The organism is Actinomadura mexicana, assembly GCF_900188105.1.
GTDB classification, from domain to species: Bacteria; Actinomycetota; Actinomycetes; order Streptosporangiales; family Streptosporangiaceae; genus Spirillospora; species Spirillospora mexicana.
The window spans coordinates 279,773-300,488 of record NZ_FZNP01000009.1 but is presented as its reverse complement, the minus strand read 5'-3'; the positions used below and the strand labels follow the sequence as shown (position 1 = coordinate 300,488).

Annotated in this window: 17 protein-coding genes; 5 read left to right on the top strand and 12 right to left on the bottom strand. The window is 71.9% G+C overall.

Annotated features, from left to right (window positions below; translation table 11 throughout):
* Positions 1-9 precede the first annotated feature (9 nt).
* Positions 10-630, top strand: a complete 621-nt coding sequence (locus tag CHC11_RS24340; protein WP_089314216.1) for a dihydrofolate reductase family protein — start codon at positions 10-12, stop codon at positions 628-630.
* A gap of 120 nt (positions 631-750) precedes the next feature.
* On the opposite strand, the gene CHC11_RS24335 is transcribed toward CHC11_RS24340, so the two are convergent.
* The 9 genes from CHC11_RS24335 to CHC11_RS24300 form a co-directional block, all read right to left on the bottom strand.
* Complete coding sequence (locus CHC11_RS24335) at positions 751-2,298, bottom strand: serine/threonine-protein kinase (protein WP_218826222.1); 1,548 nt, start codon at positions 2,296-2,298, stop codon at positions 751-753.
* Positions 2,299-2,504: 206 nt separating this feature from the next.
* The gene (locus CHC11_RS43540) at positions 2,505-2,639 is read right to left on the bottom strand and encodes a hypothetical protein (protein ID WP_281258367.1); all 135 of its coding nucleotides are present in this window, start codon (positions 2,637-2,639) and stop codon (positions 2,505-2,507) included.
* Between the two features lie 82 nt (positions 2,640-2,721).
* On the bottom strand, positions 2,722-5,634 hold the full coding sequence (locus CHC11_RS24330) for a hypothetical protein (protein WP_089314106.1): 2,913 nt from the start codon (positions 5,632-5,634) through the stop codon (positions 2,722-2,724).
* Between the two features lie 97 nt (positions 5,635-5,731).
* On the bottom strand, positions 5,732-6,412 hold the full coding sequence (locus tag CHC11_RS24325) for a GntR family transcriptional regulator (protein ID WP_089314105.1): 681 nt from the start codon (positions 6,410-6,412) through the stop codon (positions 5,732-5,734).
* A gap of 269 nt (positions 6,413-6,681) precedes the next feature.
* Entirely contained in the window at positions 6,682-7,590 is a 909-nt protein-coding gene (locus CHC11_RS24320) for a polysaccharide deacetylase family protein (RefSeq protein ID WP_089314104.1), read from the bottom strand.
* Between the two features lie 46 nt (positions 7,591-7,636).
* Positions 7,637-8,593, bottom strand: coding sequence for an asparaginase (locus CHC11_RS24315; RefSeq protein ID WP_089314103.1), 957 nt, complete (start codon positions 8,591-8,593; stop codon positions 7,637-7,639).
* A gap of 73 nt (positions 8,594-8,666) precedes the next feature.
* Complete coding sequence (locus tag CHC11_RS24310; protein WP_143227252.1) at positions 8,667-9,995, bottom strand: MmgE/PrpD family protein; 1,329 nt, start codon at positions 9,993-9,995, stop codon at positions 8,667-8,669.
* Between the two features lie 2 nt (positions 9,996-9,997).
* Entirely contained in the window at positions 9,998-11,332 is a 1,335-nt protein-coding gene (locus CHC11_RS24305; RefSeq protein ID WP_179278977.1) for an MFS transporter, read from the bottom strand.
* Positions 11,333-11,774: 442 nt separating this feature from the next.
* Positions 11,775-13,466, bottom strand: a complete 1,692-nt coding sequence (locus CHC11_RS24300) for a thiamine pyrophosphate-binding protein (RefSeq protein ID WP_089314100.1) — start codon at positions 13,464-13,466, stop codon at positions 11,775-11,777.
* A 288-nt stretch (positions 13,467-13,754) separates the two neighbouring features.
* Here CHC11_RS24300 and tcuA point away from each other — a divergent pair, with 288 nt between their 5' ends.
* Positions 13,755-15,236 (top strand): FAD-dependent tricarballylate dehydrogenase TcuA, encoded by a 1,482-nt coding sequence (gene tcuA, locus CHC11_RS24295; RefSeq protein WP_089314099.1) that lies wholly within the window; start codon positions 13,755-13,757, stop codon positions 15,234-15,236.
* A 40-nt stretch (positions 15,237-15,276) separates the two neighbouring features.
* On the opposite strand, the gene CHC11_RS41570 is transcribed toward tcuA, so the two are convergent.
* Positions 15,277-15,420, bottom strand: a complete 144-nt coding sequence (locus tag CHC11_RS41570) for a hypothetical protein (protein WP_179278976.1) — start codon at positions 15,418-15,420, stop codon at positions 15,277-15,279.
* 117 nt (positions 15,421-15,537) lie between these two features.
* Here CHC11_RS41570 and blaOXA point away from each other — a divergent pair, with 117 nt between their 5' ends.
* From blaOXA to CHC11_RS24280, 3 genes are all read left to right on the top strand, one after another.
* The gene (gene blaOXA, locus CHC11_RS24290; RefSeq protein ID WP_089314098.1) at positions 15,538-16,428 is read left to right on the top strand and encodes a class D beta-lactamase; all 891 of its coding nucleotides are present in this window, start codon (positions 15,538-15,540) and stop codon (positions 16,426-16,428) included.
* Between the two features lie 120 nt (positions 16,429-16,548).
* The gene (locus CHC11_RS24285) at positions 16,549-17,610 is read left to right on the top strand and encodes a type III polyketide synthase (RefSeq protein WP_089314097.1); all 1,062 of its coding nucleotides are present in this window, start codon (positions 16,549-16,551) and stop codon (positions 17,608-17,610) included.
* Between the two features lie 4 nt (positions 17,611-17,614).
* Complete coding sequence (locus CHC11_RS24280; protein ID WP_089314096.1) at positions 17,615-18,145, top strand: isoprenylcysteine carboxyl methyltransferase family protein; 531 nt, start codon at positions 17,615-17,617, stop codon at positions 18,143-18,145.
* A gap of 24 nt (positions 18,146-18,169) precedes the next feature.
* Here the strand turns inward: CHC11_RS24280 and CHC11_RS24275 are convergent, their stop codons facing one another.
* Positions 18,170-18,655, bottom strand: coding sequence for a hypothetical protein (locus tag CHC11_RS24275; protein ID WP_089314095.1), 486 nt, complete (start codon positions 18,653-18,655; stop codon positions 18,170-18,172).
* Positions 18,652-20,511: a glycoside hydrolase family 15 protein gene (locus CHC11_RS24270; RefSeq protein WP_089314094.1), complete on the bottom strand. Its 1,860-nt coding sequence runs from the start codon at positions 20,509-20,511 to the stop codon at positions 18,652-18,654. Before CHC11_RS24270 ends, CHC11_RS24275 begins: the two co-directional genes overlap by 4 nt.
* Positions 20,512-20,716 lie beyond the last annotated feature (205 nt).

Genomic DNA, 20,716 nt, shown 5'->3' with positions numbered 1-20,716 from the left:
GAGAGGGCGATGACCGGGAAGACGGGCAGAGTCATCTGCGACATCACGATTTCGGCCGACGGGTACTCGGCCGGTCCGAACCAGACCGAGGAACGCCCGTTCGGCGACGACGGCGGCGACGGCTGGGGTGACAGGCTGCACGCCTGGTTCATAGAGACGCCCGAGGAGAACCGGGCCGAGGCCGACCGGATGGCCACCGCGGGCGCGGTCATCATGGGGCGCAACATGTTCGGCCCGGTGCGCGGCGAGTGGGACCGGCAGTGGAACGGCTGGTGGGGGGACGACCCTCCCTTCCACGCCCCGGTCTTCGTGCTCACCCACCACGCGCGCGGGCCGGAGCCGATGGACGGCGGCACCACGTACCACTTCGTCACCGACGGAATCGAGGCGGCACTGGCGCGGGCGCGCGCGGCGGCCGGCGACGGCGACGTCATGATCATGGGCGGCGCGACCACCATCAACCAGTACCTGACCGCCGGCCTGGTCGACGAGATGCGGTTGCACATCGCGCCGCTCACGCTCGGCGCCGGCACGCGGCTCTTCGAGGGCGTCCCGCCCCTGAGGCTCGAACAGGTGGATTCGCGGGCGGCCGGCCAGGTCATGCACGTGACCTACCGCGCGGCGTCCTGAGCGAAAGGTGGTGCCGCAGGCCTGGCGCGCTGCGGCACCACCTACGCCCCGCGGTCACATGGACCAGGTCACCCGAACATGACGCGGTGCGGGAAGGGGACTGGGGAGGCTTCTGCCTGTCTAGTGGCGGGAGAACTCGCCTCTGAGCCTGCCCGACCAGATGAACGGCTGGATGCCGAGCCAGATCAGACCCAGGAGCATGAGGAGGGCGACAAGGTTGGTGCTGTGGTCGAAGTCCAGGTCCAGGCCCGACCCTGCCACCTCGTAGACGGGCACGACCCACAGCAGGGCCACCAGGCCTTCGACGAGCACGGCCACGGTGAGCAGGATGCCGCGGGTGGGCGGGGCCGCCGACCGTCCGGCGAGTGAAGGGTTCACCGCTGCGAAGGCGAACATGAACGCGAGCGTGCTCAGCACCCAGGAGATCTCGAATCCGACGTTGGGGTCGACGACCGGGAGCCTGCCGGACCACCGGTAGGTGAACACGATGAGGGCTTCCCCGTGGACGCCGCCGAGGATCGTGGACACGACCACGAGGACGAGTGTCGGCCGGTGCGGCAGGAACCACAGCCCGCACATGAGGACGAACGCGACGACGACGGGCAGCAGCAGAACGATCGCTCTGCCCGTCACCGGCTCCAGGGGAAGCTCGCCGCTGGTCCCCCTCCATGGCGCGGTCAGGAAGGCCAGGACGGCGAGCGCGGTGCACAGGAGGGCGGCTCTGACGAGGGCAGTCCGGTAGCGCTGGGGTGGGATGTCCCTGGTGGGCGGGTGGAGGAGCGTGGTGCGGGGCGGCCGGCGGGGGAAGTGTGGTTCGGTGTCCGCCGCGGTCTGCGCGGTGTCGGCGGTGGGGTCCAGGACGCCGTTCAGCAGGTCGCGGATCTGGGCGGGGGAGAGCCGTTCGTTCGGGTCCTTGCGCAGCAGGCCGTTCAGGACCTGCGCCAGCGGACCGCCGCACTGGGGCGGTGGTGGCTGCCGGGTGGCGATCGCGACGAAGACGGCGCCATGACTCGGCCCGTCGAACGGACGGCGGCCCTCGACCGCCGCGTACAGGGTGGCGGCCAGGGACCACAGGTCCGAGGCCGGGGTGACGGCCTTGCCCTCCACCTGTTCGGGGGACATGTAGGCGGGCGTGCCCAGCACCGTGCCCGAACGGGTGATGGTGACGTCGCCCTCCAGCGCGGCGATGCCGAAGTCGGTGAGGAGGACCCGGTCGCCTTCGAGGAGCACGTTGGCGGGCTTGACGTCGCGGTGGACGACGCCCTGGGCGTGGGCGGCCGAGAGGGCGTCCAGCATCGCGAGACCGATCGCGGCGACCTGGCTCGGGGGCAGCGCCCGCTGCTCGGCCAGCAGCTGTTCGAGGGAGCGGCCGCGAACCAGCTCCATGATGATCCAGGGCCGGCCGTCCTGGCCCATCACCCGGTCATAGACGGTGACGATGCCGGTGTGCCTCAGGCGGGCGGCGGCGCGGGCCTCGCGTTCCATCCGGGCGTACCAGACGCGCCGCTCCTGGTCGGTGACCTGTTCGGGCACCCGGAGCTCCTTGACGGCGACCTCGCGGTCGAGGTCGGTGTCATGGGCGCGCCACACCGAACCCATGCCGCCCTGGCCGATCCGGCCGAGATTCCGGTACCGGCCCGCCAGCACCCCGTCACCGTCCCAGCTCATGATCATAATCTAGCGGTGCGAAACGGCCGGAAGAAGGAGATCTACGCAACTGTCAGACATCTATGTCTATTTGTTCCACGGTGATCCCGCGGGCGCGGGCCGCGACGATGCGTCGGCGGCAGGGCGCCCGCCCTGGGCTCTGGGTGCGGGTGGCCTTCGGTCCGATCGCGTGGAGCTTCTCGGGTGCCTGCGGGCAGAGGCGGTGCTCAGGCGGTGCGTGCCTGGAGGATTCCCTCGGCGCCTTGCAGGAAGGTTTCCGAGACCAGTTCCGGGTCGAGCGGCCAGTGGGCGATGATCGCCAGTGGCGGCATCTCCACGGCCGCCGGCGCATCGTTCCTCATGCCGCGCCTTCGGCTACCTCGGGGTGGACTTCGCCTTCACCGGCCGGCCGGTCCCGCCCGGCTCATCGGCCACGACCATGTATCACGGCTTCGGGGGGCGGGTCTCGCCGTGGGTTCGCCACCAGTCGGCCGCCGCGTCCGTGGCGAGGCCGGTGATCCAGAGGTCGGCCGGGTCGTCGGGCAGCAGGCGTTCCCGCACCGCGTCCCGCATGGAGTAGGTGAGTGTGGCGCCGGTCGTGGGGATGTCGTCGTCCAGGATCTCAGCGGGAATCATGCACACCGCGACGGCGTCTGCCATCCCGAAACCCGCACGTTCGGCCAGGGCGCGGACGGTGGAGGCGGCATCGATCGGCGCGGGACCGCGATCGGTCAGCAACCGGACGAGGCGGACGACGCGGTCGGCGTCGCCCCAGCAGGGAACGGGGGCCCGGGCCGCCTGCCAGCCGGGGGGCTCGATCGGGTCGATCGGTTCGAAGGTTCCGCCGGGCGCGTACTCCACGGCAGTCGCGGTCCGGTCGTGCTGCCGGTAGTCCAGGATCAGCAGGGCGCCGTCCGGGGTACGCCAGAGCTCCCCGGGCGCCGTCGTCATCAACTGCCTGTCGACCCGTTGGCGTTCGGCGCTGGACTGCCCCTCGCCGCCCGCCGGAGTGATGCGCCTCACCCGGCAGGCGCCCGTGCCGTCGCCGATCGGAGCGTTGGCCCAGAGGCGCAGGTCGTCGAGGATGCGTTCGCGGTGCGAGTCAGATGTCCACGGCAGGACGGCCGGGAGCGCGTAGCCCGCCAGGGTGTCCAGGTGGAAGCCCACGTAGCCGCGGGACGGCAGGGAGACCGTCCGGACGAGGTAGGGCTCGCCGGCCGCGGGCTCGCCGGTCGTCACGGACTCCAGCGCACGGGCTATGAGCCGTTGGCGCACGAGCCACCTCGTCTGCGAACTGGTGCGCGCGAAGGGGAGGCCGGAGGCCGGTTCGACCAGCGCGGGCAGCGCCGCGGGCTGGGGGCGGCCGATCCGGTCGCGCAACTCGATGGCCAGAAGGAGGCACTCGGCGGCCGTCCGGGCCGCTTCGAGGACGCCGTCGCGCAGGACCGGTGCGGTCACTTCGGGCAGCACGGCCTCCAGCGCCTCGGTGGCCGCGCGCGGCCCGGTCAGCGTCGCCTCCAGCAGGCGCGCCGCATCCTCGCGGTCGAGACGCCGCAGCGCCGCCGACCCGTCCGGGTCCGCCGGGTCCCGCCGCGGCCACCAGCCCGGCGGCGGCACGAGCGCGCTCTTCGTGCTCATGACGGGCGAGAAGGGCAGCCGGGCCGTCCGGGTCCCATCGGGGGCGGTGACCGTGATCGCACCGCGGCTCAACCGGATCTCGCTCGGCCCGGCGGCGCCCGGGAACGTGACCTCGGCGGTTCCCGGCGCCTGGGGCCGTGCGGTGGCGGTGCCGGGGTCCAGGGTCAACGTGACCATCTGGCCCGTCTGCCCCTCGACCCGGAACGTCTGCCAGACGCCGTCCCGGATGCGTGACAGAAGGCCGGTCTTGCCGTCGTACCAGGGCAGCAGTCCATCGGGCAGTTGGGGAAACGTCAACGACAGGACGTCGTCGCCGGTGACGGACGCGTCGGCGTACCAGGACCGTTCCGTGATGGTGAGGTATCCGAGGTGCTGGACGATCGTCCGGCCCGCTTTCGGCGACTTCGACGGCGACCCGTTACCGGGCACGCCCAGTTCGGCGGGAATGCCACCGCGCAGCGCCGCGAGCAGGGCGTCCACGGGGTCGGCGGGGTCGAGCCCCTCGACGACCCCGGGGTCCAGGTCGAGGAAACCGCCGCTGCGGCCGGTGAGGCGCACCAGCCGGTGCAAGGCGTCGTGCAGGTGGGGAAGGTCCGGCCGGACTGCGTCGGACTTCCAGCGGTCGACACTTTCGCTCAGCACCTCCCGGGTCTCAGGCTGGTCCCAGAGCGCTCTCACCGTGGCCGGGTAGTCGACGTTGCCGTAGTACCCCATGTCGCGGACGAAGGCGTCCAGCAGGCAGGCGAAACGCTCGCGTCCTTCTGGCCCGGATGCCACGTCCGCGGCGTGCTGCCCTGTGTCGAAGTCCCCGCCCCACCATGGGGGCGAGTCGCTCCCCCTCTTCCCCTGGGGAATGATGTGCCGGTGGTCGGGAGACGGAAGCGCCGGGTCCGTTTCCTCGCCGAACACCACCTCGGCCTCCGGGAAGAGTCGATCCCCTGCCTGGTCGGCGAGCTTCAACAGGACGGTGGCCGCGCAGCCCCGTCCCGTGGTGGCGAACCACTGCGCCGGCAGGTGCGCCCCCGCCCCGCTCTCGGCCAGGGACTCCAGCCACATCTGCCGGATCTCCTCGGCGACCTCCTCACCGCTCTCCTCCTCGTGCCGGGCGCGGTCGGGTTCGGCGGCGATCAGCAGCTTCATCAGGTCGCCGTCGCGCCGGGCCACCGCGGCGAGCGGCACGCGGGCCGCCGCCCACACCTGGTGGGACGCGATGGGCACGAGCCCGGCGCGCAGCAGCCGCTCGGCCAGGAACGCCTCCTCGTCCCGCTTCTTGATCTTCGCGGCGCGGGCCAGCGCGCGCAGGTCGGGAAAGATCCGCGCGTACGGGATGAGGCCGGCGTCGAATGCCGCGCAGACCACCTCGCGGAAGCGGGCGTGCGCCTCCTCGCCCGGCAACCTCGCGGCGAGAGTCTTGGCGTAGTCGCGCAGGGCGGCCGGTCCGACGCCGCCCGCGGGCACCAGTTCGAGGAAGACGTCCTGCACCCGGTCGAGGTCGAGCAGCGCGGGACGATCCTTCTCGATCTTGCGTGCCTGCCCGAAGGCCCAGAACGCGAGCTCGCTCTCGCCGGCCCGCGCCAGCTCCCGGCAGGCGTGCTCGAAGAACGGTGCCAGCTCGGCGGCGGGCAACGGGCTCGCGGCCTTGGCCAGCATCCTCTTGGCGCCCTTGGGGCCGGCGGCGGCGAGGTCGGCCGGTGCCGGCGGCTGCGGGATCTGAGTCATCGCGCCCTTCGTCCCTGATCTCTTGAGCGGACCGTGAACTTCTGCGACGGCCCGCCCGCATGATCGGTTCCGCCTCCGGCGGCGCGGTTCCGCCGGCTCAGTCCTCGTTCTCCCACTGGGCCAGTCGGATGTCGCGGGCGTCGCTGAAGTGCTGGGCGCACAGGTCGCCCGCCCGTTCCTGCTCCCGCGCCTCGATGGCACGCACGATCGCGCGATGCTGCTCGACGGTCGCTTCCCGCCGGTTCGGGTACGTCAGTGTCGTATTGGGGAAGCGGCCCAGGTGCAGGTCGAGGCGTTCGAGCAGGTCGAGCAGCGCGAGCTGGTGAGTGCACCGCCAGACGGCCTGGTGGAACTCCCGGTTCGTCTCGACCATCCCCCGCGGGTTGTCGACGTCGACCGCCTCGTAGCGCTTGGCGGCCTTCCGTAAGGTCAGCAGGTCGTGCGTGGTGCGCCGGCCCGCGGCCGCCCGTCCCGCCTCGCGCTCCAGGAGGATCCGCACCTCGTAGAGATCCAGGATCTCGTCGGGGCTGTGGTCGCGGACCGTCAGGCCGCTCCCGTCCCGGACGACCAGCCCGTCCTGCTCCAGGCGCAGCAGCGCCTCCCGGACGGGAGTGCGGCTGACCTCGTACATGGCTGCGAGGGTGCTCTCGACCAGGTACCGGCCGGGCTCCAGGTCGCCGAGATAGATCGACTGCTTGAGCTGCTCGTACAGGGCGTGGCGCCGGTTCTCGGGGAGGCCCGCGATCGATCGGTTCGGCCCGGCCGAGGCAGACTTCATCTCGCTCCTTCGTCGTGGCGCCGTCGGCGCACGTCAGTGCGCAGCCGCATACAATCTATCCGCACCCATCTGAACCTGTCGACTCGCCCTTGCCCCCGGCAGATCGCGGTCACCTGCTGCGCGGGAGGCCGCGGGCGGAGATGGCACGGGGACCCCTTCCCCGGCAGGTCCTTGCCAGATCGTAGGCCGTTGTATACAGCCGATCGGGCCCCCACGATGCCGGGCGGGTCCGGGTCGCGCGGAAGCCGATCCAGGCCAGAGCGCCCGGGTCAGCCGTGCGCGGCCTCGGGCGGGAAGGTCTCCAGCCAGAAGCGGGCGATCTCGTCGCGCCCGGCGATCCAGATGTCGTCGTTCGCGCTGAGGTGCTCGATCAGGCGCAGCAGTCCGGGCAGCCGGGCCGGACGGCCGATGATCCTGGGGTGCAGGCCGACCGACATCAACCGGGGGCGCCGCGCGCTCTCGGCCGCGAGGGTGTCAAAACAGTCGATCGCGTAGCGCGCGAAGTCGTCGGCGGTGAAGAACTGCCCTTTGTAGAACTTCGTGTCATTGACGTCGAGCGAGTAGGGGACGATCAGGAACGGCCGACCGTCCACCGTCTCGTAGTAGGGGATGTCGTCGCTGACCGAGCCGGCGTCGTAGACCAGGCCGGCCTGGGCCAGCAGTGAGCGTGTGCGCACCGTGTTGGGCGGACGGGTGAACCAGCCCTGGACCGCCCGGCCGGTGAGGCGCTCCAGCGCCTCGACGCAGTCGACGATGTTGCGGCGCTCCTGCTCCGCGGTCAGCCCGGTGTGCGGGATCCAGCGGTAGCCGTGCCCCACCACGTCGCAGCCGCGCTCGTTGATCGCTTCGGTCACGGCGGTGTTGCGTTCCAGCGCGAGGGCCGAGGCGAACACGGTGGGAACGATCCCGTGCTCGTCCAGCGCCTCCAGCAGCCGCCAGATGCCGACGCGGCTGCCGTACTCGAACGTCGACTCGGCGAACAGTTCTCGCTGCCCGGCCGGAACCTCGTACCGGGCTTCGACGAGGGTCTCATGGGCCGGATCGCCGTCCAGGACGTTGCGTTCGGCGCCCTCCTCGTAGTTGACGACGAAGTTGACGGCGAGCCGTGCGCCGTTCGGCCAGACGAAGTCGGGCGCGTTCGGGCCGTAGCCGACGAGATCGCGTGGTGCCAGGGTCATGGGTCTTCTCCAACGGCGGCGGTGTGGCCGGCTAGGGCGTGCGGGATCAGAAGAGCTGCCGGGCGGTCAGTCCGGCGGAGAGGCCGAACACCAGGCGTAGCCTCGCCTTGAGCGGTGACAGCGTCCGCGAGGCGATCAGCCCGTCGGCCAGCAGTTGGGTCTCCGAACCGTGGCCGCGGTAGGTGCGCCGCAGGATGGGCCCGTCCTCGCATCTGCTGGCGAGGACCACGGGCCGGTCACCGCGGACGACGCGTACCAGCGCGTCGGCCAGTGGCGGCGGCAGGTGCCCGGCGCCCGTACCGGCCACCACGAGCGCGTCCACCTCGGCGGCGATGGCGTCGACCAGCCGCCCGTCCGCACCGGCCATCGCCGGCACGATCTCCACTCTCCGGTCTGGCGGCGCGGTGGCCGGAAGCCGGTCGGTGACGGGTGGCGGACCGAGCAGCAGTTCCACCTCGTCCTCCGCCAGGAACCCGACCGGGCCGGCGGAGGGGGAGGAGAACGCCGCGATCCGGGTGCTGTGGTGCTTGGTCACCAGCCGGGCCACATGGATCTCGTCCTGGAAGACCACCACGGGACCGTACCGGGCGAGAGGCGCATGCAGCGCCGCGCTGACGGCGGCCCTGATGTTCGCCGGCCCGTCGGCGCCCGGCAGGTGCGGGGCGCGCATGGCCCCGGTGACCACGACGGGGACGACCGTGTCCACCAGCATCGCCAGGGCGTACGCCGTCTCCTCCAGGGTGTCGGTGCCGTGGGTGACCACCACGCCCTCGGCGCCGCCCTCGATCTCCTCGCGCACCGCGGCGGCCAGCGCCCACATGTCGTCGAGGGTGACGGCCCGGCTGGGGACGGTGCGCACGTCGCGCGGCCGGACGGCGACCGGGAGCCCGCCCACCATGCCCGCCAGTTCGCCGGCGTCGCGCCGCGGCGTCGCGCCGCCGTCGTCGAGGGCCGCCGCGACCGTGCCGCCCATGGCCAGCAGGCTGACCGTGCCGTTGCTCATCGTCCCGCCCCCGTCGCTCGCGACGCGCGGCCTTCGCGCACCGCCCGGCCTTCTCGCACCGCTTCGCCTCCGCTCATCTCTCCACCCGCGCGAACAGGTCCGCACAGTCGGGCACCGCGGACAGCTCGGTGAGACGGTCCCACCATGCTCTGGAGGTCGGGGAGTCGCCCAGGAGCGACACGAACTTCTCACGGTGCTCCTCCGCGCCGAGCGGCCGGGTGTGATGGCCGCGCGGGTTGTCCACGACGGCGGTCACGGTGCCGCCGTCGGTCCGCACGGTGACACGGGCCGGGGCGGCCTCCGGCCACCGTGCGTCGAACCCGGCGTCGGCCCGGACCGTCACCTTGCGCGCCAGTTCGGCGACCTCGGGGCGGTGGCGGAAGGCGTCGACGCCGCTGTCGCCGACGAGCAGGGCGGTCGCCACCGCGTACGGCAGGGAGAACCGGCCGGACAGGTCGTTCGCGGCCGGCTGCCGGTCGATCTTGAGATTGACGCTCACCGTGTCCACCCGGACCTCCCGGACCGCATCGGCCCGCACCGTCCCGAGGGCCAGTGCCGCCTCGATCGCGCAGTGCGTCAGAGCGCAGGCACTGTGGACCTTGAAGTAGTTCCGGGTGATACCGAGCCCGCCGTAGTCCAGCGGTCGCGACAGCTCCGAGCCGTCCGCGATCTCGCCCGCCACCCGGCCGAACGCCTCCTCCAGCGCCCCCGCCGAACCGGTGTACCCCGCCTGCGCCATCGCCGTGGCGCGCACTCCGCTCGCGGCGGCGTGCCCGGTGAAGGCGTTGCGCGCGGTCGCGCCCTCGTAGCAGGGCTGCCACATCGCCAGGACGGGGCCCGTGGCGGCGATGCGGGCCGCCGCCACGGGGTCGGTGCCATCGAGCAGTGCCACGGCGACCGCTGCACCGACGGCGCCGAGGTGTCCGTGCGGATGCACGCCCTGCCGCAGGCGGAACGCCCGGAACAGCCGGCTGCTCACCTCGTACCCCGCGATGACCGAGCGCAGGAGGTCGGTGCCGGACGCGTGCAGATGCTCGGCGACGGCGAGCGCCGCCGGGACGACCTGTACGGCCGGATGACCGGTCGGGCGCATGCCCTCGTCCAACTCCAGGGCGGTTCCCGCGGTCGCGTTGAGGAACGCCGCGTGCTCGGGATGGGTGCGCCTGCCCGGTGCCGGAAGCACGGTCGCGGTATGCCCCGGCCCCGCCCGGCCGGCCGGGGTCACCAGGCCGTTGCGCTCGTCCAGGGCGACCAGGGCGGTGATCTCGGGTGACGTGGCCCCGGCGGCGGCGACGGTGTCGGCGATCACGCGCTGGGCATGCCGGACGGCCGGCTCGGGCACCCGGGCCATCTCCAGGTCGGCTGCCGCCGCCACGGCGTCGTCGATGCTGTCCACGGTCACGTTCACCGCCTCAGGTCGAGATGCCGGGTCTCGCCGAGCGCCCAGACGGCGCCGGCGCTGATCAGGGAGACCAGCACCACGTAGCCTCCGACCGCGTACATGCCGATCCCCTCGTACAGGCCGACGGCGATGAAGGGGGCCACGGCCGCCCCCAGGAGCGAACCGGCCTGGTTGGCCGCCGTCACGCCCGAATACCGGATGGCGGTGGGGAACAACTCGGCGAAGTAGACGCCCACCGGGGCATAGGCGAAGCCGACCGGGAAGGCGAAGAGCGCCAGGGCGACCGTGAAGAGAACGGGCTTGCCGGTCTCGACGAGCGCGAGCACCGGGAAGATCGACACGATGGCTCCGCCCAGGCCCCACAGCAGGGCGGTGCGCCGTCCGCGCCTGTCGGCCGTTCCCGCGGACAGGCGCAGGCCGATGCTGTAGGCGCCGGCCGAGATGAGGACTGCCGTGAGCGCGGACGCCTTGCTCATCTCCAGCTCGCCCGTCGCGTGGGCCAGCAGGAAGATGAAGGCGACGTAGAACGTGGTGCTGACCGACACGTAGGCGAGGGTGGCGAGCACGGTGGTCCGGCGAGCCTGCTTGACGACGCTCACGATCGGCGGCCCGGAGACCTTCCCCGGCCCGGCGTCGGCGGCCTTCCTGCGGCTGGCCTCGAACACCGGGGATTCGCTGATCCGCAGCCGGAGCACCAGCCCCACCACGATCAGCGCGGCGCTGGACAGGAAGGGCACCCGCCAGCCCCAGTCGAGGTAGGTCTGGTCGGGGATGACGAGGGTGATCAGCAGGAGCACGGCCGTCGAGAGGGCCAGGCCCGCGGTGACGCCCTGCTGCGGCCAGCTGGAAAGCCGGGCCCTGCGGTCCTGCGGGGCGAACTCGGTGGCCATCAGCACGGCTCCGCCCCACTCGCCGCCCACGGCGGCCCCCTGGACGAAGCGGAGCAGCACCAGGAGCACGGGGGCGATCGCGCCCGCCGTCTCGTACGTCGGCAGGACGCCCACGAGCATCGTGCTGACGCCCATCAGGACCAGGGACACCACCAGGGTCGCCTTGCGGCCGATGCGGTCCCCGAAGTGAGCGAAGATCAGCCCCCCGATCGGACGGGCGGCGAAGGCCACCGCGATGGTCGCGAAGGAGGCGAGGGTGGCGGCCACATCGGACATCGCGGGGAAGAACTGCTTGCCGAACACCAGTGCCGCGGTGCTGGCGTAGATGTAGAAGTCGTACCACTCGATGGCGGTGCCGAGAAAGGCGGCCTTGGCTACCTTTGTGGCTTCTGCCAGGGACGGTGTCGAGGTACCGGTATCGTCTTTGCTTTCCTGAACGTGCGGCACAACTTCCATCTCCTTCGGTTGTGGCACCTTGAACGTGCTGTGGTGCGTGGCCGCCGACGGCTCGGCACCGGATGTGAACGGCGTGGCCGCCGGTTCAGACGGGGTCAGGGCGCGGCCGTGCCGGGGCACGACCGCGTCAGGGTCTGCTCTGGCGAACCGCCGCGCCGGCGGACGCGGAGGATGGGGAGCCGCGATGCGGCGTCGTCCCTGATGGCATTGCGGAGGGGGGCCGCCCGGCACGCGGGTGGCCTCCGGTGGGTCGGCCTCGCGCGGGGTGCCGCGTCTTCTGGGCCGACGGGCCGCCGGCATCTCGACCGGCGGGATCTGATCGCCGGTGAGCTGCTGTCGGACGGGTGGGCGGTTGTCCGGTGGGGCTCGGTTGTCCGGTGGGGCTCGGTTGTCCGGTGGGGCTCGGCGAGCGCGGAAGGCGCCGGCCTGAGGTTCACGGGGACGAGGTCTGTCTGAGGGCGGCTCCGCTCAGCCGGGAGGCGATCTCGGCGAAGGCGGGGTTCCGTGGTTCCGGGTCGATGTGGACGTCGAACAGCACGGGTCCGGTCGTCTTCGGCAGCGTCTGGAGCAGGTCGAGGTCCCGTACGGACCGGATGCAATGAGCGGCGATGCCGAACCCCCGGGCCACCTCGCCGATGTCCGGCCACGCGTGCCATGCCTCGGTGTCCGGCAGGCCCTTGGCGGTCAGGCTGTGGCGCTCCTGTCCGTAGCCCCCGTCGTTCATCACGAAGAGGGTCAGCGGAAGCCGGTACCGCACGGCCGTCGACAGTTCACTCAGGCTCATCATCAGGCATCCGTCGCCGAGAACGGCCGTCACCCGTTCGCCGGGACGGGCGACCGCGGCGCCGATCGCCACCCCCAGGGCCTGGCCGATCGCGCCGAAGTCGTGGGTGAAGGCGTAGCGGCGGGGATCCCAGCTGCGCAGCGTCTGCTGGGCGTAGGAGCCGAAGTGCCCGGCGTCGACGACGACCAGCCGGTCCTCCGGCAGGACGGCGTCGAGCGCTTCCACCGCGAGCCGGGGATGGACCGGTGAGGTGTCGGGTGCCGCCGCAACGGACTGGTCGGTGCCCGGCGCCGGACGTCCGGGACCGTCCGGGACCGTCCAGCCGGTGGGCGCGGGACGGCCGGTGCCGCCGATGAGGGCGCACAGGGCGCCCGCGGTGGCCGCGGCGTCTCCCACGACGCCGAGGTCCGCGGCGGAATGCCTGCCGATCGCCTCGCCGTCCCGATCGACGTGCACCACCATGCCGCCGGAGAGGGCGGTGCCGCCGTCGGTGGTCCACTGGTTGGCCGACGCCCCGAGCACGAGGACGCAGTCGGCTTCGGCGAGCACCTGGCCGGCGCGCCCGGAGCCGAGCCCGCCCGCCACGCCGAGGTGCCGCGGATGGTGGGCCAGCAGGCCCTTCGCCTTGAGGGTCGTGGCGATCGGTGCCGCCAGCAGGTCGGCGAGCTCTCCCACGGCGGCCGCCCCGCCGCCCGGGGCCACCCCCCGCCCGACCAGGATCGCCGGGCGCCGGGCGGCGGTGAGGGCCGCCGCCGCCTCGGCGACCAGGCGGGGGTCGGGCGGCGGCGGTGAGGGCGGGGCGGCCGCCGGCTCGTAGGTACCCGTCCCGGCGGGCAACCGGGCGAGCATGACGTCGGTGGGGGCGTTGAGCACCGCCGGCCCCTTGCCGGCCCGCACATGGCGGAAGACCGCGGCGGTGTCGGTGTACACCGTGCCGGGCCGGTGCAGCGGCCGGAAGTACGCGCCCGCCGCTTCGACGAATCCGCGCTGGTCGAAGCGCTGGGGGTGCTCGAGATCGCCGGTCGGCGTGTCGGGTGCCAGCAGCACGACACCGGAACGGGCGGCCGCGGCGGTCAGCAGCGAGGTGGCCGTGTTGCTGAGGCCGGGGCCGTGCGTCACGCTCGCCACTCCGGGCCTGCCCGAGAACCGCGCGTAGCCGTCGGCCATGGCGACGGCCCCCTGCTCGTGGCAGGCGTGCACCAGTTCGATGCCGGTTCCGGTCGCCGTCCGCGCGAGCAGGTCGACGTTGCCGTCACCCATCAGCGCGAAGATCACGTCGGTGTCCTCGGCGACCAGGGCGGCGACGACCGCGCCTGTGACGTCTTCCACATCCTCGCTCATGGCATGCGAGTGTACACAGATGAATTCACGATCCTCAATGACTAGTTTCAGGGAATCGAGAAAATCGACCTCACCTGCATAATCACGGTCCCGCCCCGGGTCGGCCGACGGCCGCGATACCACGCTCAAGGGGAGTGGTCGGCTAGGCCACGAGCATCGTGTCGACTCTGGAGGACGTTCGTATACACATGTACACTGCGATCGTGGAACCAGTCCCCCCGAGCGCACACAGCCCCGTCACCGCTCCACGACCGGCTGCGGAACCGGCCGACTCGAAAGGCTCCCTCCATGGATAACAAGGCAGACGTCATCGTCGTGGGCACCGGCAACGCGGGGTTCTGCGCCGCGCATGCGGCCGCCCGGTACGGCGCACGCGTGCTGATGCTCGAGAAGGGCCCGGCCGAGGCGATCGGCGGCAACACCTACTTCACCGCTGGGGCGATCCGGACGACGTACCGGGGCCTCGACGAACTGACAGAGCTGGTCGTGGACGACGAGCGCCACGCGCGCACCGACATCGCGCCGTACACCGCCGCCGACTTCGGCAGCGACATGGACCGTGTCACGCTCGGGCGGTGCGATCCTTCGCTGACCCGCACGATGGTGCAGGACATCGCGGACGCCCTGACATGGATGCACGATCTCGGAATCCGCTTCCGCCTCCAGTACGAGAGGCAGGCGTACGAGGTGGACGGGCGCTTCCGGTTCTGGGGAGGGCTCCCGCTGGCCGTCGTCGACGGCGGGAAGGGGCTGGTCGCCCAGCATCGGCGCATCGCCGAACGGGAGGGCGTCAGGATCCGCTGCTCCACCCCCGTGGACCGGCTGCTGCGGGACGCCGACGGCCGAGTGGTCGGTGTCGGGGCCGGTGAGCAGGAGTTCCACGCCGAGGCCGTCGTGCTGGCCGCCGGCGGATTCCAGGCCAACCGGTTGCTGCGGGCCCAGTACCTCGGCCCCAGCTGGGACCTGGCCAAGGTGCGCGGCACGCCGTACAACACCGGTGCCGCCCTGCTGGCGGCGCTGGACGCGGGCGCCCAGCCGGCCGGGCACTGGAGCGGCTGCCACGCGGTGGCCTGGGACGCCAACGCTCCGGAGACCGGCGACTTCGAGCTGACCAACCGGCACACCAAGCAGTCGTATCCGCTGAGCATCGTGGTCAACACCGAAGGACGGCGTTTCCTCGACGAGGGCGCCGAACTGCGCAACTACACCTACGCCAAGTACGGCGCGAAGATCCTCCTCCAGCCCGGCGCCCGCGCCTTCCAACTCTTCGACGCCAAGACGGCACCGCTCCTGCGCGAGGCCGAGTACCAGGTCCCCGGCATCACCCGGTTCGAGGCGAACTCGATCGCCGAACTCGCCGAACTCGCCGGCATCGACGCCTCCGGACTGGCCGCCACCGTCGAGGACTACAACGCCGCCACCCGGCCGGGGCACTTCGATCCCTCCGTCAAGGACGGCCTGAGCACGGCCGGACTCCGCCCCCCCAAGAGCAACTGGGCCCTCCCGCTCGACGAGCCCCCGTATCTGGCCTTCGGCGTGACCTGCGGCATCACTTTCACCTTCGGCGGAGTGAGGATCGACGACTCCGGACGGGTGCTCGACCACGAGAGCGAGGCGATTCCCGGGCTGTTCGCCGCGGGAGAGATGGTCGGCGGCCTCTTCTACCACAACTATCCCGGCGGCAGCGGCCTGTCGGCGGGCACGGTGTTCGGCCGCAAGGCGGGAACGGAAGCGGGCAGACTCGCCTCAACCCTCGCCCCGGCCACCTGACGACCGCACCCCCTCCCATCCGTGCGGTGCGATCGTCCGCCTAGCGGACCGCGCCCCCGATCCAGCGCCGGACCTCCGCCGACCAGTCGACCTGGTCGACGTCGTGGTGTGCCGCGACGAAGCGGCGGGCGGGAGGCTTGTGCCTCCAGTACCGCGGTGCCGCGCGGCGGTCGGTTGCGGACATGACGTCACAATGACCACGAGGTCACTCGGCTGAGCTGCGCTGATATGAGAATCGATATTACTCGTTGATCGATATCCATATTGGACAGAGGGCGTCGTGTAGTGATCGAGTACCCGCATGACCAAGCCTTCTTCCCGAACCCTGCGCGTCCGGCTGGGTGCCGCCGCGCTCGGCGCGCTCACCCTCTTCGGTACCGCCGCGTGCGGCGCGGCCGCCCATGACTCCGCCCCGCGCGGCGCCGCCGCCGTCGCGGCCACCGATCGGATCCGGCCCGGCACGACCGAGCGCGACGATCTGCGGGCCGTCTTCGACGCGGCCGGCGTGCGCGGCTCGTTCGCGATGCTGGACGTGAGGACCCGGAGCACGACCGTGGTGGACCGGCGGCTTGCCCAGACCCCGCTGGTGCCCGCTTCCACCTTCAAGGTGCCGCACGCGCTGGTCGCCCTGGAGACCGGGGTGGTCAAGAGCCCCGACGAGGTGATCCCCTGGGATGGGACGCCGCAGCCGTTCCCCGAGTGGGAGCAGGACATGACGATGCGGGAGGCCGTCCGCGTCTCCAACGCCGCGGCGTTCCAGGTGATCGCCCGCCGTATCGGCCTGCAGCGCGAACGGCAGTGGCTGCACCGGCTCGGCTACGGCAACCGCCAGACCGGGACGCTGGTGGACCGGTTCTGGCTGGACGGCCCGCTGAGGATATCGGCGGTGGAGCAGACCCGGTGGATGGAGCGGCTGGCGGCCGGGCGCCTGCCCGCCTCGCGCGAGCACCAGCGCACCGTCCGCGATCTGATCAAGCAGGAGGAGAAGGACGGGTACACCCTGTTCGCCAAGTCGGGTTGGCAGAACGCCCCCAACCCCGGTACCGGCTGGTGGGCCGGGTGGGTCGAGCGCGGCGGGCGCGTGTACACCTTCGCGCTGAACATCGACGTCGCCAAGGACGGCGACGCCGGTAAGCGCGCCACGGTCGCGCGCGAGTTGCTGCAGCGGCTGAACGTGCTGCCCCCTGCGTGAGCATCTCCTCCGCGGACCACGGTGACCTTCTCCCGGTCACCGTGGTCGTCGCCATCCCCGTCGCTGGTACAAGCCGCGCTGGTGGGTAAGGAGGCGGGAGGGGAGGCTGAGGGGGGAGTTGTGCGCGTAGGAGCTGTGCAGACCGTCCTGCCGGAACATCGCTACGACCAGCGTGAGATCACCGAGGCCGTCGTCGGGGCGACCGGGGCCGATCGGCGGGTGGTGGAGCGTTTCCATTCCGCCACCCGGGTGAGGGGCCGGTACCTGGCGCTGCCGATCGAGAAGTACGCGAATCTCGACGGCTTCACCGCCGCGAACGGCGCCTATGTCGATACCGCGCTGTCTCTCGGGGAACGGGCCGTCCGGGGCGCGCTGGAGGCGTCCGGGGTGGACGCGTCGCAGGTCGATCAGCTGGTCTTCTGCTCCTCGACCGGAGTCGCCACGCCCTCGCTGGACGCGTCCCTGGCCCAGCGCCTGGGCCTGCGGGACGACATCAAGCGGGTACCGATCTTCGGGCTGGGCTGCGCGGCGGGGGCCGCGGGGCTGTCGCGGCTGTACGACTATCTGCGCGCGTGGCCCGACCAGGTGGCGGTGCTGGTCTGCGTCGAGTTGTGCTCGCTGACGGCGCAGCGCGACGACGACTCGCTGGCCAACCTGGTGGCCAGCGGCCTGTTCGGGGACGGCGCCGCCGCCGCCGTGGCGGTCGGCGCCGACCGGAGGACCGGCAGCGGGGGGCCGAGCCGCTGGGGGCCTCGGGTCGTCGCGACCCGCAGCAAGCTCTATCCCGGCACCCAGAGGCTCATGGGATGGAACGTCGGAGAGTACGGCTTCCGGATCGTCCTGGCGGCCGACCTGGTAGACCACGTCGAGGCGACGCTGGCCGACGACGTCGCGGCCTTCCTCGGTGAGCACGGCCTGTCGCCCGGCGAGGTGTCCTCCTGGGTCTGCCACCCCGGGGGGCCGAAGGTGATCGAGACGATCACTCAGGCCTTCGCCCTCGGACACGGCGAACTCGACCTGACATGGGACTCCCTGCAGAAGTTCGGCAATCTGTCCTCGGTCTCGGTGCTCAACGTGCTGCAGGAGACGATCGAACGACGCCGCCCGCCGGAGGGCGAACCCGGGCTGCTGATAGCGCTCGGACCCGGGTTCTCCGCCGAACTGCTCCTGCTGCGCTGGTGAACTCGTGCTCTGGTTCACGCTGCTCATAGCGCTCGTCGGGGCCGAGCGGATCGCGGAGCTGATCGTGGCTCGCCGCCATCGGACCTGGGCGCGGAGCAGGGGCGGTGTCGAGTACGGGCGCGCGCATTACCCGGGGATCGTCGCCGCCCAGGTCGCCCTGCTCGGCGGCGCGCTGCTCGAGATGTGGCTGCTCGACCGCCCCTTCATCCCGATCCTGGGCTGGTCGATGCTGGGCCTCGCCGTCCTGGCCCAGGGGCTGCGCTGGTGGTGTATCGCCGCACTCGGCAAACGGTGGAACACCCGGGTGATCATCGTTCCGGATCTGCCGCTGGTGGCCAGGGGCCCCTACCGCCGGCTGCGCCATCCCAACTACGTCGCGGTCGTCGCCGAGGGCGTCGCCCTGCCGCTGGTGCACACCTGCTGGCTCACCGCCCTGCTGTTCACCGTCGTGAACCTGGGCCTCCTGAGAACCCGCATCAGGACCGAGAACACCGCTCTGCAAAGTGCCGCCGACACCACACCCGCGCCCTCCTGACCGCACGGACGCCCCGAATAGCGGTCACGAAGAACCGAGCGTGGTGAAACCTCCGACTATGGCTCCGTAGCCGACGTGGGCGAGAACGGTGACCACGGGTGTGCTGGGCCCGTAGTTGAGCATCAGGAAGCCCGGGGGTTCCAGGAGGGCCACCCGAGGTGCGCTCGTCAGCGGGCTGCCCATCCGGGGATTGACCAGCGGCAGCAGGATGTTCACCAGGGCGGTGCCGGAGAACAGACCGTGGACCAGTCCGAAGATGGCTCCGAGCCACCAGCCGGCGTGGCCGATGGCGAGAAAGACCGCGTAGTAGGCGAACGCGAACAGCTCCCCGTTGGCGAAATGCAAGAGGTAGCCGAGCGCCTTGGCGCGGGCCCGGTCGGCGGTCACGGCGGTCCCGAGCAGGAACGGCAGGTCCATGCGGGTGAGCCTGAGCTCGCTGGCGGTGCGAAGGACGGTGGTGAGCGCCAGCGTGCCGACGAAGGCGCCCGCGGCGGTCCCCCACGCGTTCACCCGTCCGCCTCCTCGGCGATCGAGTCGATGGTGCGCGCGGCACTGATCAACGCCAGGTGGCTCAGTCCCTGGGGCAGGTTCCCCAGGAAGGCGCCGGTGGCCGGGTCGATTTCCTCGCCGTACAGGCCGACGTCGTTGGCCAGCCCGACCAGGTCGTCCATCAGCGCCGTGGCCTGGTCGAGGCGCCCGGTACGGGCGAGGCACTCGGCCAGCCAGAAGGAGCAGGCCAGGAACGCGCCTTCGGTGCCGCTCACCCCGTCCTCGCCCGAGTACCGGTCGACGAAGGGGCCGTGCCGCAGCTCCCGTGCCACCGCATCGACCGTGGCGCGCATGCGGGGATCACCGGGAGGCGCGTAGCCGTGCAGAAGGCCGAGCAGTACGGCGGCGTCCAGCTCCGAGCTGTCGGCGGAGCGCGTGTAGCAGTGGTGGAGTGAGGAGAAGCAGCGCGTCTCCACGAAGTCGCGCACCTGCGCGCGAGCCAGCCGCCAGCGGGCCGAACCGCGGCTTCGGATCAGGCCGCGCTCGCAGAGGTCGATGGCCCGGTCGAGCGCGACCCAGCACATCATCTTCGACTGCGTGAAGTGCAGGGGAGCGCTGCGCACCTCCCAGATTCCCGAGTCCGGTTCCTGCCAGGCGGCGCAGACGAAGTCGGCCAGTTCCGCCAGGCGCCGGGCGATGTCGGTGTCCAGCCGTCCGGCGGCGCCCGCGTACAGCCAGCCGGTCTGCAGCAGCTCGCCATAGGTGTCCAGCTGGGTCTGCGCGCCCGCCGCGTTGCCGATCCGCACCGGTCTGGACCCGCGGTATCCGTCGAGGGGGAGCGTCCGTTCCGGGGCGCGGCCGCCGCCGTTCAGCCGGTAGAGCACCCGCAGCCGGGGATGGGTGAGCTGGGAGGCGTGCATGAGCCACCAGAAGTAGGCGTCCGCCTCGGCGGGGCATCCCAGCCTCAGGAACGCGTCGAGGGTGAAAGCCGAGTCGCGAACCCAGGAGAAGCGGTAGTCCCAGTTCCGTTCGCCTCCGACCTGCTCCGGCAGCGAGGAGGTCACCGCGGCGGCGATCGCACCCGAGGGCGCGAAGATCAGGAGCTTGAGCGCCAGCGCGCTGCGCAGCACGGCGTCCCGCCACCTGCCCTCGGTCGAGCGTTCACGAGCCCAGCCGCGCCAGGCCGCGACGGTGTGGTCCATGCGGGCATCGCATTCGGAACGGGTCGGCAGGACGAGCGGTTCCTGGTGGGCGAGCGGAACCGCCAGCAGGGCCCGCCCTCCCCGTCCCAGATCGAGACGGCCATCGATCGCCTGGTCGGTGCACTGCGGTTCACCCGCGTCCCAGGCGCAGACGGCGAGCGCGTCCGCTCCGGCCACCGCCACCGGTGTACCGGCGCGCATGGTGATCCGCGGACGGTGGGCGCCGTAACCGAACCGCGGCTGCACGCTCCAGCGCAGCGGCACCGTCCCGGCGACGCCGTCGAGGCGCCGCTGCAGTTCCCGCGTCGGCCCCAGAGCCCCACCGGCCTCCAGGGTCAGCGCATCGGTGACCCGCAGGCTGCCGCGGTCGGTGGTGAACGTGGTCTCCAGCACGTTCGTGCCGGGGAGATACCGGCGCGCGACCGTGTAGGGCTCCTCCGGCTCCAGCAGGAAGCGGCCGCCTCGGGCCGGGTCCAGGACGGCGGCGAACACCGTGGGGGAGTCCAGATCCGGCATGCCCAGCCAGTCCACGGACCCGTCGGCGGCGATCAGCGCCGCCGTCCGTCCGTCTCCGATCACCGCGTAGTCGCGCAGCCGGGCGTAGCCGTCGCTCCGGAGGGCCGCGGGGCGCCCGGGGCCGGACGGGGGGTCAACGGGAGGACCGCTGACTCTCATGGCCCCATGCTCTCATCCGGTTTCGGCCTGTTCAGTCCTTGCTGTCCCTATGCGTCGCCAAGGATTCCCCCAGTTCGCGTGCCGGGCCAGGGCGGTGCCGGGCGATCGGCGTTGAAGGGCGTCCCTGTGCGCCGCCGGCTCCGCGGTTCGGACGGGGCGTCCGAGACGGATTGGCGTGACGGTCACCTATCGCGGACGGTTCGTC